The sequence below is a fragment of the Rhodocytophaga rosea genome (genome assembly GCF_010119975.1).
Lineage (GTDB): Bacteria > Bacteroidota > Bacteroidia > Cytophagales > 172606-1 > Rhodocytophaga > Rhodocytophaga rosea.
Genome location: NZ_CP048222.1, coordinates 5,300,626 through 5,312,684 on the forward strand (window position 1 = coordinate 5,300,626; position 12,059 = coordinate 5,312,684).

The window sequence follows — 12,059 nt, forward strand, 5'->3', positions numbered from 1 at the left end:
AATACCCAACTAAATCAGACGACTGGTAGCCCTGCGTCGACGACCTGTAGAAATATCTAACCGGATGGTATCAGGAATTAAGCCAGTCTTTGAAAATCTGCACCCGTTCGCGGCTTACAAACACCTCTTCCTCTTCAGGCGGCTGTAATTCCAGCTTCAGGCGGCCGTTAAAATGAGGATGAATTTTACGGATACAATCCAGGGAAATGAGCCTGCTGCGGCTGATGCGGTTAAAGCGTTTGGGATCTACCTGTTCGGTAATTTGATCGAGGGTAGATTCAATAATGTACTTATGATTGTCGAAGGTAAGAAGAAAGCTAAGTTTCTGTTCACTCTTGAAATAAGCAATATCAGCCGTTCGGATTACTGCCAGACTATTGCCTTTTTTTACCAGAAAGCGTTCTTTAAAATCTTCCTTCGGCTTTTCCATACTAAACCTCAGGCCTTTTTTCAACAGCCGGTAGGTCTGGTTTTCGTATTTTTTGAGGGCAGCCCTCAGTTCATCTACATCTATGGGTTTGAGCAGGTAATCTATGCTGTTTTGTTTAAAGGCTTGTATGGCATACTGGCTGTAAGCCGTGGTATAAATAATAGGCGATTCAATAGGCAACTGCCGGAACAACTCAAAGCTTTCTTTGTCTTCCAGTTGTATGTCGGAGAAGATAAGGTCAGGCTCGGGATTAGTCCGGAACCACTTTAATCCACTTTCTACAGAAGGAAGAATAGCCACTACCTCAATGGACGCATCTATCTGGTGAAGCTGGAGGCTCAGCTTTTCGGCAGAAAAAAATTCATCTTCTATGATAACTACTTTCATTCTCCTTGTTGAATTTGAGGCAAACCTACCCGGAATACTTCCTTGGTATTTTCAATCATAATTGATTTGCCAGTGACATATTTATACCTGGCTTCCAGATTTTTTAGCCCGATTCCGGTAGATTCTTCCTTATTCTCTTTTACATTCAGGTTATTTTCTACCCACAAGACATCGTCAGTCTGGTAAATCTGGAGCGCCAGAGGCTGGTCATTTGAGATACGGTTGTGTTTTACCGCATTTTCCACCAGCAATTGTACCGACATGGGGAGAACATAAAAATGAGTGTCTGGTAATTTTATATTCAGGATGACTTTGTTATAAAACCGCACGTTGAGTAAAAAACAATAGGCTTTTACCACCTCAATTTCCTTGCTCAGCTTCACCTGTGTTTCTTCATTATGTTCCAGCACATAGCGGTATACCTGCGATAGTTTGGTAATAAACTGATCGGCTAGTACTGGATCTTTATATACAATTCCACTAAGTACGCTTAAGCTGTTAAACAAAAAATGAGGGTCGAGTTGTTTTTTCAGGCCTTCTACCTTGGCAATGAGGTTTTCCTGACGTAGTCTTTCCTGTTCCAGCAGCGACTGTTTCCATTTGCCAAACAGAAAGGTACCCTCATTAAACGCAATAAATACCAGCGCCAGCAGAAAAGAAACAATAATGTTTTGAAGGATTACTCCTAGCGTAATATTGACAGCCGATACCAGGTAGCCATAGGTAAGAATACCAGCAATGAGCATCATCGAAGAAAATACAAATATCCAGGCGATTTCGTGGGCCAGGTGTTTACCGATACTTTTCTCCCAGGGAACAAAGAACAAGACAAGCGCCTGAATCAGTTTGCTGCCTTCCCATATCACATAACTGGTAAGGGTAGCCACCAGAATAGAAAGCAGGTGTGCACTGGAACCCAGTTCTAAAGGAATGAAGAAAGTAGGAACCACAATACCAAAGGATAACGCTCCAAGCAAAGCCGTCCACCTGATGCGAAAGGTATATTTGAAACGTTCTTCCACCTGTATAGCTTTTGGATACATACCCTGGTAATAGACGTGACACAATTAATTTAGGTGCAAATCTAATGAGAAAGCATTGGAATTATATAGTTAATACTATACGCTTACCTTGTCTGATGTGATAAAAGAAGATTAAAAACCCGGCTTATACATCAGGTAAACTCTTCAGAAATTCTTCCGTTTTATGCTCTAGCCTCTCAGCATAGATACTTTTCTGGCAGTGCCGATTCCTGATACCACCGTTTTATTTATATATTTATTGTTACCCTTATGGAAAAAATCAACTGTATTCTGTTAATTGATGATGATCCGGTTACTAATTATTTGCATGAAAGTTTAATACATTCTGTGTTGGAAACCGCACAGATTCTAATTGCCAGAAACGGCGAAGAAGGACTCAAATTAGTAGATAAAGGCTGTTCAGACGGAGAAGCACCGGCGCTTATCCTGGTGGATCTGAATATGCCGGTAATGGATGGAATAGGCTTTTTGAAGCGCTACAAACAGTGGATTGAGCAGTATCCTTCCTCCTCGGTTGTCGCTGTATTAACCACTTCTACTAATCCCAGAGACATTGAAAAGGTAGCGCAACTTGAAATAGCGCCGCTGTTGCCCAAACCTTTGCAAGAGGAGCATTTACAAACGCTGGTCGAAACCTACTGGCAACGAAAAAGCAGCCGAAGCAATCTTTAAATGTAGCAAATGCTTGATTTCAGCCAGTACCATATCAAGCGTTATACCAACCAGGACAGCGTAATAAAAGTATACCTGTGAAAAATGTATTTTCAGTTAAAATGGATAATGCGTATTCATCAATTATGCAAAATGCTGACTAACACCTATGTTAATAATAAATAACGAACAATAAGCAACGCTTTAGTATTATTTTCATGTCCCAAGATAATTCATTTTATATGGTAGCCATAGGCATGTCAGCCGGAGGTTTTCCAGCCCTCGAAAAATTGATTGCTTCGCTGCCTGATCCGGTTCATGCCTGTTTCGTAATCATAGTACACTTACCCAAAGATAGCAAAAGCCGTATGGCTTCGCTGCTTTCTACCATCACCTATCTCCCAGTAAGCTGGGCTAAACAGGCCGAAAAACCTGAAACTAGCCATATATATGTATTGCCGCCCGGGTATCTGCTGACCATGCAAGAAGGCAACTTCCATCTGCAACCCAGAGCTGCTGACCAGAACATTAACCGGGCTGTTGATATATTTTTCACTTCATTGGCAAAAGAAGTCAAACAACGGGCGATCGGCATTATTTTATCAGGAAGCGGGTCTGATGGCCTGGAGGGCGTACAAGCAATCGAAGCCAACGGTGGTCTTGTGTTGGTACAACATCCGGCTACGGCTCAGTTTGAAAGCATGCCTGCCAATGTAGTAAATAACGATCATCCTGATTTTATTACATCTCCTGAAGGCATTGCCCATGCACTCAGGTGCCATTTGCAAATACCTCCTTTTCAATCCGCCAGCGAGAATTAATAGATGTTTGCAGCTTAGTAAATCTATGCAAATGTACTCTTCTGCTTTTATTAGCAGGATAAAGCAATCGGACTAAAGGGCATCTCAATCTTTTTGAAAGGCCGTAAAAATAACTACTTTGTTCCGGAATACTTGTCCGGCACTTTCTAATCTTTGTTTGGTTGAATAGAATCTATGCTTAGTGGTAAACGGTCTCGTTCAATATTATTTCTTTAAGTATGAATACTAATCTTTCTTTTCAGCAGCCTCTTACCCTTGATAACTGCGACCGGGAACCCATCCATATTCCGGGCCTTATTCAACCACACGGTTTCTTACTGGTCGTAAGTGTACCTGACTGGAAAATTGTGCAGGTAAGCGCCAATACGAGTGAACACCTGTCAATAACTCCTGAGCAATTACCTGGAAAATCAATAACTGGTATATTGGGAGAGGCTTTTGCCCACACACTTACTACCTTTCTGGCATCAGAAAGGTCCGGGTTTTCTGTCCGCCGGGAAATTAAGCAGGTAGATTTGGCATTAGGAAAGTATCATGCAATTATTCATCCCCATCCACATTTTTGGATACTGGAGTTTGAAGCGCTGGCAGACGAAGCAGAGATTGATTTCTCCTACCTGAATGGGATGTTAAGCCATCTACAACAGGCAGGAACGCTTATTGAGTTTTGCCATACGGCTGCCTCCCAGATCCGTTTGCTTACCGGCTTTGACCGTGTAATGGTATACCGCTTCGATGAAGCCTACAATGGGGAAGTAATTGCAGAAGCCAGGCGGGAGGATTTAGAGCCTTTTTTAGGTTTGCATTATCCAGCCACTGATATTCCCAAACAAGCACGTGAGTTGTATGAGAAAAACTGGATTCGCTATATACGGGATGTACAGTACACATCTGTTCCCCTAGTTCCGGTAGAAAATCCACTCACAAAACAGCCGCTGGATATGAGTTTTGCCGTATTGCGCAGCGTTTCGCCGATTCATATAGAATACCTGAAAAATATGGGTGTAGGTGCTTCTATGTCTATTTCTATATTGAAAGAGGGCAAACTCTGGGGCTTATTTGCCTGTCATCATTATGGGCCGCATGCCGTAAGTTACCTGTTGCGGAATACCTGTGAGTTTTTAGGGCGAACTTTTTCGATGATGTTGCTGGAAAAAGAAAAACGGGAAGAAGCAGCCTATCACCTCCGCATCCGTTCTGTGCAAACCAAACTGCTGGAACAAATGTCACATATGGAAAATTCTTTGCAGGGATTAATAGCCGGAGAAACATCAGTAATGGATTTATTTGAAGTGGGCGGAGCAGCTTTATGTGTGGATGGAGAATGTTATTTGCTGGGCGATACTCCAGATAGAGAAGATGTCTTAACATTAACTTCATGGTTGTCTGCCCATGCTTACCAGGATGTATTTTATACAGATGCGCTGTCCACAATTAATCCGGCAGCGCATGCCTACCAGGATAGAGCAAGTGGATTACTGGCCATCACCCTTTCTAAAGTTCAGCAGGAATATTTATTGTGGTTCCGCCCGGAAGTAGTGCAAACCGTAACCTGGGCAGGCAATCCTGCTAAAGTAGCAGAAATCAGCGAGGATGGCTTGCGGTTATCTCCACGAAAGTCTTTTCAGTCATGGGTGCAGCAGGTAAAAGGAACGGCTTTGCCCTGGCATCCGGTAGAAATCAGGGTGGTAACCGAATTGCGCAATACCATTATTGATATGATTCTCAAAATTGCAGGCGAGCTAAAATTAAGAGCCGACCTGTTAATGCGCCTGAATATCGAACTGGAACAGAGTAATAACGAACTGGATTCTTTTGCCTATATCGCCTCCCATGATTTAAAAGAGCCCTTGCGGGGTATACACAATTACTCCCGGTTTTTACTGGAAGACTACGCCGATAAGCTGGATGAAAATGGCAAAAGTAAACTTCAAACCCTGGTCCGGTTGAGTACCCGCATGGACGAATTACTGGATTCCCTGCTGCATTTTTCCAGAGTAGGCCGGTTAGACCTCAACTTAAAACCAACCAATCTCAATCTGCTTCTGGAGGAAGTACTGGAAGAACTCCATTTGCGTATGGTGCAAACCGGTGCAAAAATAAGTATACAGCCTCACTTTCCGGTAGTAGACTGCGATCCCATACGGGTGAAAGAAGTGTTTGTTAACTTATTGACCAATGCCCTTAAATACAATGATAAGCCTAACAAGTGGATTGAGATAGGATGGATAAAAACAGAAAATATGCATGTATCTCCGGCAACACATGCTCCGTATACATTCTTCGTCCGGGATAATGGGATTGGTATTGCGGCGAAACATTTTGAAAATGTATTTAAAATTTTTAAACGCCTGCATACCCAGGATAAATTTGGCGGGGGTACTGGTGCCGGCTTAACCATTGTCCGGAAAATTATTGAACGCCACAGCGGCAAAATATGGCTGGAATCCGCTCCCGGAGAAGGCACTACTTTTTATTTCACGCTTACTTCCACATAAAACTTTGGAAAAAACACATATCAATAAAATACTCCTGGTAGAGGATAGTGAAGAAGATTATACCGCTACTTTACGGGCCTTTGCCAAATCTTCCATCGAAAATCCGGTTTTTCGCTGTTCAGATGGCGACGAAGTACTGGATTACCTGTACCGCCAGAATCAGTTTAAAGATCTGGTAGGTTCACCTTATCCGGTATTGATCCTGCTGGATTTAAATCTGCCGGCTACCGATGGTAAAACCGTGCTTTCGCAGATCAAACAGGATGAACTGCTTAAGAAAATTCCTGTCGTCATATTAAGTACTTCCCGTAACCAGACAGATGTGAATGATTGCTACCTGCTGGGTGCCAGCAGCTACATTGTGAAGGAAGCTGATTTTGACCACTTTACCCAAACCATTCAGGCTTTCAAACAATTCTGGCTCAAGACGGCATTATTGCCCGGAGCGTAAACACCAATATGCAGGAAACAAAAAAAATACTCATTATCGAGGATAACGAAGAAGACCGGTATACCTTTAAGAGATATTTATCTACCCCTAATTGTGCCCAGATCGGTTCTTTCCAGGTGATTGAGACTTCATATGGAAATGCCGGGATCACGCTTTATAAAAACGAACAGCCTGATTGCGTATTACTGGATTTTTCCCTGCCAGATATGGATGGCCTGGAAGTATTAGAAAATCTGCGCAATAACAGCCAGCCAGATCAATTGTGTGTAATTTTGCTTACAGGCACCGGCAATGAAACCATTGCGGTAGAAGCTTTAAAAAATGGCGCTGCTGATTACCTGACCAAGGGAAAATTTACAGTCGAACGTTTTTGTCATGCCTTAGAAGGCGCCCTGGAAAAAACAGCCATCCGCCAGGAATTAGCCAGGCAGCGTGAATTGTTATATACGCAGAATGCACAATTAGAGCAGGCAAAGCAGGAACTGGAGCAAAAAACCAGGCAACTGGAAATTTCTAATGCTGATTTGGAACGTTTTGCCTATGCCGCCTCCCACGATCTGCAAGAACCTTTGCGGACTGTAGAAGGATTTATCAAATTATTGCGCAATAAGTTCAAACAAAAACTGACTCCCGAAGCTGAAGAGTATATGGAATTCATGTCTGGCGCGACCACCCGGATGAAGGCGTTGATCGAAGGATTATTAGATTACTCCAAAGTGAGCGGGCAGGATGATAAACAGGAAGAAGTAAATTTGAAGCAGATCATCCTTCAGGTGAAAGAAAACTTACTGGTAAGTATCGAAAATGCTTCTGCGCAACTCATCGTAGGTAATTTACCCACAGTAAAAGCCAATCGGTGGCAAATGCTGCAACTTTTCCAGAACTTAATCGGGAATGCCATAAAATTTAGAAGTGAACAGCCCTTAATTATTACCATTGCTGCCCAGCCAAAACCTGGTCAATGGGTTATTTCCGTTGGGGATACAGGGATTGGTATGGATATGAAGCATGCCCGGATGATTTTTGAGCCATTTAAAAAGCTGCATAGCCGGGACCAGTTTGAAGGAAGTGGTATCGGCCTGGCTACTTGCCAGAAAATTGTCGAAAATCATGGGGGGAGAATCTGGATTGAATCAACACTGGGCCAGGGGTCTACTTTTTATTTCACCCTACCTCAATAAGTATTATCTAATGCAAAGGCAGATGAGGAGAGGCAGCTGTATTTGGAGATATTTTGTATGCATGGGTAGCAATGCCAGCAATTTCTCATGGATTTTGCCAGAGGAGCAAAATTGTGCTTTTGCCTGTTTGTGAGTCCGTTACTAACCTTATCTATACGCCTGTTTTATCCCGTTAAATTTCTATATCGTCCACTTTAACATTTGCTATTGCCATTACTTCGCAGAGAATATCGGTTATATAATATGTTTCCTCCGTGTCAAACTCAACCTTATCCCACTCATCCAGGTATGTCTGGATTTCATCTGTCATAGATTTTGCAGGTTCATTCAACTTACTGACAACAAAATCAATAAACCTATTTACTTCCTGATTCATCTTGTGGCGTACATCATCGGAGGAAGGAATCAGTCCCCTCTTGTTCCAATCTTCTATTGGAAACTTATCTTTGGTTTTGAATAAATAAAGTTGTTCAGCTATGTTTTTTCTGATGTGATAATGCCCCATATCTTTCCTATTACATTCCTTTTAAGGGTTTGACATATCAGACCGTTGATAGAGAGAAGTATGTATTTATAGTGTTGTTATTTTTTATATGGCTGCTTATCCCCTTCAAATTCAGTAATATATTCTCCCCAATGCATGAATTGATAATAAATTGACATGGCTAAACACAACATCGTTTTGCCTTCTTCATCTTGCCATATTTCATGTTTTAAGAAACTCATCTTTGTTTTCTGCTCCTGATGCTCAATTGCTTTGTACTTTGATTTATTCAATATCACATAACATACACTCACACCCGCTGCAAGAGTTCAATAGCTTGTTCGTTGCCTTGCTGGTAAGCTAAATCGAGAGCAGTAAGTCCCCGGCTTTCCCGGATGGATGTGTCAGCGCCATGGTCGAGCATGAGTTTTACGAGGTCATTGCGGCCAAATAAAGTAGCAAACATCAGGGCAGTACCTCCATTGCTATGTTGCAGATTCAGATCGGCACCATGGGTGATCAGCAGTCCGGCAATAGGGGCATATCCTTTGAAGCAAACGCCCATTAAGGCCGTATTCCCACTAAAATCAGGTATGTTTACATCGGCACCTGCTTTAAGTAATAGCTGGACGGATTCCAGGTTTCCGTTATAACAGGCCAGAACCAGGGGTGTAAAGCCACGGCTATCCTGGGTGTTTATATCTGGCTTCTGGGCAAGCACTGTTTCCAGGAGTGTGATATCTCCAATTCGGGCCGCATGGAGAAGTGCTTCTGGCAGGCTGTTCATTTCGTACATAGCTGTAAGGTGTTATGGTGAGCTTAACCTGCGTAAGGTACTATTTTTGGCTGAAATTCCGGAGTATTATATACCTGAATGTACTTCGTTTATAAAACCCATGGCTAATAATAGCTTAAATAATGCCTGGCCATTTGTCAGGTCTGGCATACGATAAGCGTCCAAGAAGCTGGGTACTATAATAGGCATCCAGTCCGGTACAAGCCAGCACGCCGGCCTTTTCCAGGGCTACAAATCCATCCCTATGCACCAGATTATCAGCCATCTCAATGTACTGTAGGCTGCCAATAAGAAGAATAGTGCCGTTAATTTTGATATCAATCCTTTCTTCCAGCTGCATACCTATTTTTACAACGGCTTCCTGCACAAAGGGCGCTTTACAATTTTGTGTAAACTGTTCTGTAAAACCCACAGCCGTAAATTCAGAGATAGTAGTTTCATATTTGGCTGAGGTCTGGTGAGCCTTTTCATAGTCAGAGGTAGGTACATAGTTGAGGGTGTATACTTTCGAATCCAGTATATTTGTTAAGGTATCTCTTTTTACGGTATCTGGCCGGAAGAGTAATCCATACATGGCCGGATTTGCCCCAATATGTAAAATGGAATTAAAAATGGCCAGATTAGAATGGCCATTGGTGGAGATGGTGCCTACTAACACGGCTTGCTTAAATCCGGCTAAAGAGTTGATAAAGGTAGCCCGGTAACGTTGCTCCAGACTTTTAATGTCGTCCTGTGTAAAGATCATGGGTGATAAAATAGGATATAATGGGTAATCAAAGTAACAGCCAATCTTCAGCCGCTTATTACAGGTTCATAACTCACTGAATAATCAGACAAATCCTGTTGCTGTGAGATAAACAACTATTGGTGCCATTTGTTATAGCTGGTAGTCAGCTGTTTCCTTTTTTACAGTCACAACCAAATCAAATTGCTTGCGTAGCAGTGATAAACTTTCAATTATGGCTTCCAGGTCTTTTTTTCGCCGTCATCCCATTATCAGTATATTATTAGTCTTACTACTGGTGAGCGGAATCGGCGTATTTGTTTTCTTTCAGACTACCTCTAAGGAAGAACTGGTAGCCAAAGGCAAAACCATGGTCATGCCCGATCTGAAAAGCATTAAGTTTGCGGTAGACGAAATCACAGCCGATTCCCTGAAAGGCAAAGTAACCCTGCGCATCAATAACTCGCTGCCGATGACCATTGATATAGACAGCCTACAGTATAAGATAGCGATGGAAGGCGATACGGTTACCAAAGGGTATAGCCGCGAAGGTATACGCATTAACGCAAATGCCAACGACGAAATTACCGTACCTATTCGTACGAATATCAAATTGTTCCGGCAAAAAGTATTTTCGCTTCAGGGAGACAGTGCCGAAGTAGCTGTTCATGCCGTATTATTTAACCATTTTCCTGTTGTTGGTACCAAAGACATTCCGCTTAGTTTTACCCGTAAGGTATATATTCCCAGGCTTCCCAAAATCGAGGTAGAAGAGGTAGACATATCCAAACTTACTTTTAAAGGCGGTACACTCATGGTGAAGTTAAAAGTGACCAATTACAGTGAGATGGCTTTTACTGTAAATGGATTTGAATACCGTTTCCAGATGAGTGATAATATTAATCTGAAAGGCACTAGTAACCAGAAACTGAATCTGAAGAAAAAAGGTGAAGAAAGCATTACTGTTCCCGTTGATTTGAAAATGGACCAGCTGGGAGAGGCCGTTTGGGAAATGATATTCAAAAGCGATGATACCCCCTATACCATGAGTGGTAACCTTCATATCCAGACGGAATCTGCCTTAGGTAAATTTGATTATGGTTTTCAGACTTCCGGCACCTTGAAAGAATTGAAAGAAACGGCTAAAGACATCTCCAAAGATGTGAAAGAACTAAAGGGCAAAAAGTAAGTTGCCGCCATTGACAGGTTATCAACATACTCTTTAAAATAAACTTACTGCTACTACTTGCGTATAATTCAGAGTTAACCAACCCGAAAAATCATGAACCCAGACAACGAAAATACACCGCTTGGTGAAAACGAAGACCAGTTTACAGAAGGGAGCTATCAGTCGATTAAAAAAGCAGAAGAGCAGGACAAAGAAGATACGGAAGAGTCAAAGCCTGCGAAAGATAGTTTCAAAACGATAACAGATATCCAGAACGATACCGATCCTGGTAATTCATCTGAAGATGTAGCCAGAGAACAAGGCCCTTACGGCGTACAGGAATAGATCAGAATTATTCATAACCGAATAAAGGCTTTGCTTAACCCGCAAAGCCTTTTAGTTTTGCTTTTATATCACCACTCGTTTTATACTCTTACTACCTAATACTCACTATTTAATACTTGTATACGTATGGATTTCGGCAAGCTTTCCAGCATTGAAGCTGTAGATTTTACCCTTCCGCCAGATGCGGTTGCCACCAGCCGGGTACTATCAAAACACGTTTTACAAAATCCGGGAAAACCTGCCATATACATTGGGTGTCCGATCTGGGCGAGTAAAGAATGGGCAGGAAAAATTTATCCGGCAAGCGCCAAAGAGAAAGATTATCTGTATCATTATTCCCGCCAGTTTAATACCATAGAACTCAATACTACCCATTACCGGATTCCGGATGCTGAAACCATCGAACGCTGGAAACAAACTGCATCCAAAGGATTTACCTATTGCCCTAAATTTCCACAAGTGATTAGCCATGAACGGCAGCTGGAAGATGCAGAAAATCTCACCATGGAATTTTGTAATTCTATTCAGGGATTAGGCGATGCCTTAGGTATTCCATTTTTGCAACTACCGCCTTATTTTATGCCCAGGCAATTGCCAGTGCTGAAAGCGTATCTGGATAATTTTCCTAAACATATTCCTCTAGCCATAGAATTCCGCCATCCCGACTGGTTTGCAAATACTCCCGAATCATCGGCTGCCTTTGCTTTACTCGAAAAACAAGGTGTAACTGCTGTACTTACTGATGTTGCCGGCAGGAGGGATGTATTACACCAGAGATTAACCACACCAGTAGCCATGATCCGGTTTGTGGGCCATAACCTGCATCCAACAGATTATACCCGGATCGATGCCTGGATCGAGCGGATTCTTTCCTGGATAAAGCAGGGCTTACAAACCGTGTATTTTTTTGTGCATGAACCCGATAATATTACTTCTCCAGAGTTGGTGTTGTACCTGATTAAGCAGTTAAATCAACAAGGCGATTTCCAGATTGCTCCTCCCAGAATATTTCCAAAAGCGGTACAGGGCAGTTTGTTTTAAGTGTTAGCCATTCCTCTCCACAAAAATAATCTTCCGAGT

General features: G+C 42.3%; 14 protein-coding genes. 8 read left to right on the forward strand and 6 right to left on the reverse strand.

Annotated features, from left to right (window positions below):
- Positions 1 to 70: 70 nt before the first annotated feature.
- Together GXP67_RS22025 and GXP67_RS22030 are read right to left on the reverse strand one after the other, a co-directional pair.
- Complete coding sequence (locus GXP67_RS22025; RefSeq protein WP_162445117.1) at positions 71 to 817, reverse strand: LytR/AlgR family response regulator transcription factor; 747 nt, start codon at positions 815 to 817, stop codon at positions 71 to 73.
- Positions 814 to 1,860: a sensor histidine kinase gene (locus GXP67_RS22030; RefSeq protein ID WP_162445118.1), complete on the reverse strand. Its 1,047-nt coding sequence runs from the start codon at positions 1,858 to 1,860 to the stop codon at positions 814 to 816. The genes GXP67_RS22025 and GXP67_RS22030 overlap by 4 nt, the downstream gene beginning before the upstream one ends.
- Before the next feature lie 249 nt (positions 1,861 to 2,109).
- Between GXP67_RS22030 and GXP67_RS22035 the strand changes: the two genes are divergently transcribed.
- From GXP67_RS22035 to GXP67_RS22055, 5 genes are all read left to right on the forward strand, one after another.
- Positions 2,110 to 2,532: a response regulator gene (locus tag GXP67_RS22035; RefSeq protein WP_162445119.1), complete on the forward strand. Its 423-nt coding sequence runs from the start codon at positions 2,110 to 2,112 to the stop codon at positions 2,530 to 2,532.
- Between the two features lie 197 nt (positions 2,533 to 2,729).
- Positions 2,730 to 3,332, forward strand: coding sequence for a chemotaxis protein CheB (locus GXP67_RS22040; protein WP_162445120.1), 603 nt, complete (start codon positions 2,730 to 2,732; stop codon positions 3,330 to 3,332).
- A 218-nt stretch (positions 3,333 to 3,550) separates the two neighbouring features.
- Positions 3,551 to 5,830, forward strand: coding sequence for an ATP-binding protein (locus GXP67_RS22045; RefSeq protein ID WP_162445121.1), 2,280 nt, complete (start codon positions 3,551 to 3,553; stop codon positions 5,828 to 5,830).
- A gap of 4 nt (positions 5,831 to 5,834) precedes the next feature.
- Positions 5,835 to 6,281 carry a response regulator gene (locus tag GXP67_RS22050; protein WP_232064535.1) on the forward strand — a complete coding sequence of 149 codons (447 nt, stop codon included), beginning with the start codon at positions 5,835 to 5,837 and terminating at the stop codon, positions 6,279 to 6,281.
- 8 nt (positions 6,282 to 6,289) lie between these two features.
- Complete coding sequence (locus tag GXP67_RS22055) at positions 6,290 to 7,462, forward strand: ATP-binding protein (RefSeq protein ID WP_162445122.1); 1,173 nt, start codon at positions 6,290 to 6,292, stop codon at positions 7,460 to 7,462.
- A 172-nt stretch (positions 7,463 to 7,634) separates the two neighbouring features.
- On the opposite strand, the gene GXP67_RS22060 is transcribed toward GXP67_RS22055, so the two are convergent.
- From GXP67_RS22060 to GXP67_RS22075, 4 genes are all read right to left on the reverse strand, one after another.
- Complete coding sequence (locus GXP67_RS22060; RefSeq protein ID WP_162445123.1) at positions 7,635 to 7,967, reverse strand: DUF4844 domain-containing protein; 333 nt, start codon at positions 7,965 to 7,967, stop codon at positions 7,635 to 7,637.
- A gap of 77 nt (positions 7,968 to 8,044) precedes the next feature.
- Positions 8,045 to 8,239 (reverse strand): hypothetical protein, encoded by a 195-nt coding sequence (locus GXP67_RS22065; protein WP_162445124.1) that lies wholly within the window; start codon positions 8,237 to 8,239, stop codon positions 8,045 to 8,047.
- A 17-nt stretch (positions 8,240 to 8,256) separates the two neighbouring features.
- Complete coding sequence (locus GXP67_RS22070; protein WP_197901549.1) at positions 8,257 to 8,742, reverse strand: ankyrin repeat domain-containing protein; 486 nt, start codon at positions 8,740 to 8,742, stop codon at positions 8,257 to 8,259.
- A 115-nt stretch (positions 8,743 to 8,857) separates the two neighbouring features.
- A complete protein-coding gene (locus GXP67_RS22075) occupies positions 8,858 to 9,487 on the reverse strand; it encodes a flavin reductase family protein (RefSeq protein WP_162445125.1) in 630 nt (209 codons plus the stop codon).
- A 187-nt stretch (positions 9,488 to 9,674) separates the two neighbouring features.
- Here GXP67_RS22075 and GXP67_RS22080 point away from each other — a divergent pair, with 187 nt between their 5' ends.
- The 3 genes from GXP67_RS22080 (at position 9,675) to GXP67_RS22090 (ending at position 12,020) form a co-directional block, all read left to right on the forward strand.
- Positions 9,675 to 10,655 (forward strand): LEA/WHy family protein, encoded by a 981-nt coding sequence (locus tag GXP67_RS22080; RefSeq protein WP_162445126.1) that lies wholly within the window; start codon positions 9,675 to 9,677, stop codon positions 10,653 to 10,655.
- Positions 10,656 to 10,748: 93 nt separating this feature from the next.
- The gene (locus tag GXP67_RS22085; protein WP_162445127.1) at positions 10,749 to 10,979 is read left to right on the forward strand and encodes a hypothetical protein; all 231 of its coding nucleotides are present in this window, start codon (positions 10,749 to 10,751) and stop codon (positions 10,977 to 10,979) included.
- A gap of 126 nt (positions 10,980 to 11,105) precedes the next feature.
- The gene (locus tag GXP67_RS22090) at positions 11,106 to 12,020 is read left to right on the forward strand and encodes a DUF72 domain-containing protein (protein ID WP_162445128.1); all 915 of its coding nucleotides are present in this window, start codon (positions 11,106 to 11,108) and stop codon (positions 12,018 to 12,020) included.
- Positions 12,021 to 12,059: the final 39 nt, after the last annotated feature.

Excerpts from the sequence above, each read along its gene's own strand:
- GXP67_RS22025 (WP_162445117.1), bottom strand. The coding sequence starts at position 817 with ATGAAAGTAGTTATCATAGAAGATGAATTTTTTTCTGCCGAAAAGCTG.
- GXP67_RS22030 (WP_162445118.1), bottom strand. The coding sequence starts at position 1,860 with ATGTATCCAAAAGCTATACAGGTGGAAGAACGTTTCAAATATACCTTT.
- GXP67_RS22035 (WP_162445119.1), top strand. The coding sequence starts at position 2,110 with ATGGAAAAAATCAACTGTATTCTGTTAATTGATGATGATCCGGTTACT.
- GXP67_RS22040 (WP_162445120.1), top strand. The coding sequence starts at position 2,730 with ATGTCCCAAGATAATTCATTTTATATGGTAGCCATAGGCATGTCAGCC.
- GXP67_RS22045 (WP_162445121.1), top strand. The coding sequence starts at position 3,551 with ATGAATACTAATCTTTCTTTTCAGCAGCCTCTTACCCTTGATAACTGC.
- GXP67_RS22055 (WP_162445122.1), top strand. The coding sequence starts at position 6,290 with ATGCAGGAAACAAAAAAAATACTCATTATCGAGGATAACGAAGAAGAC.
- GXP67_RS22060 (WP_162445123.1), bottom strand. The coding sequence starts at position 7,967 with ATGGGGCATTATCACATCAGAAAAAACATAGCTGAACAACTTTATTTA.
- GXP67_RS22070 (WP_197901549.1), bottom strand. The coding sequence starts at position 8,742 with ATGTACGAAATGAACAGCCTGCCAGAAGCACTTCTCCATGCGGCCCGA.
- GXP67_RS22075 (WP_162445125.1), bottom strand. The coding sequence starts at position 9,487 with ATGATCTTTACACAGGACGACATTAAAAGTCTGGAGCAACGTTACCGG.
- GXP67_RS22085 (WP_162445127.1), top strand. The coding sequence starts at position 10,749 with ATGAACCCAGACAACGAAAATACACCGCTTGGTGAAAACGAAGACCAG.
- GXP67_RS22090 (WP_162445128.1), top strand. The coding sequence starts at position 11,106 with ATGGATTTCGGCAAGCTTTCCAGCATTGAAGCTGTAGATTTTACCCTT.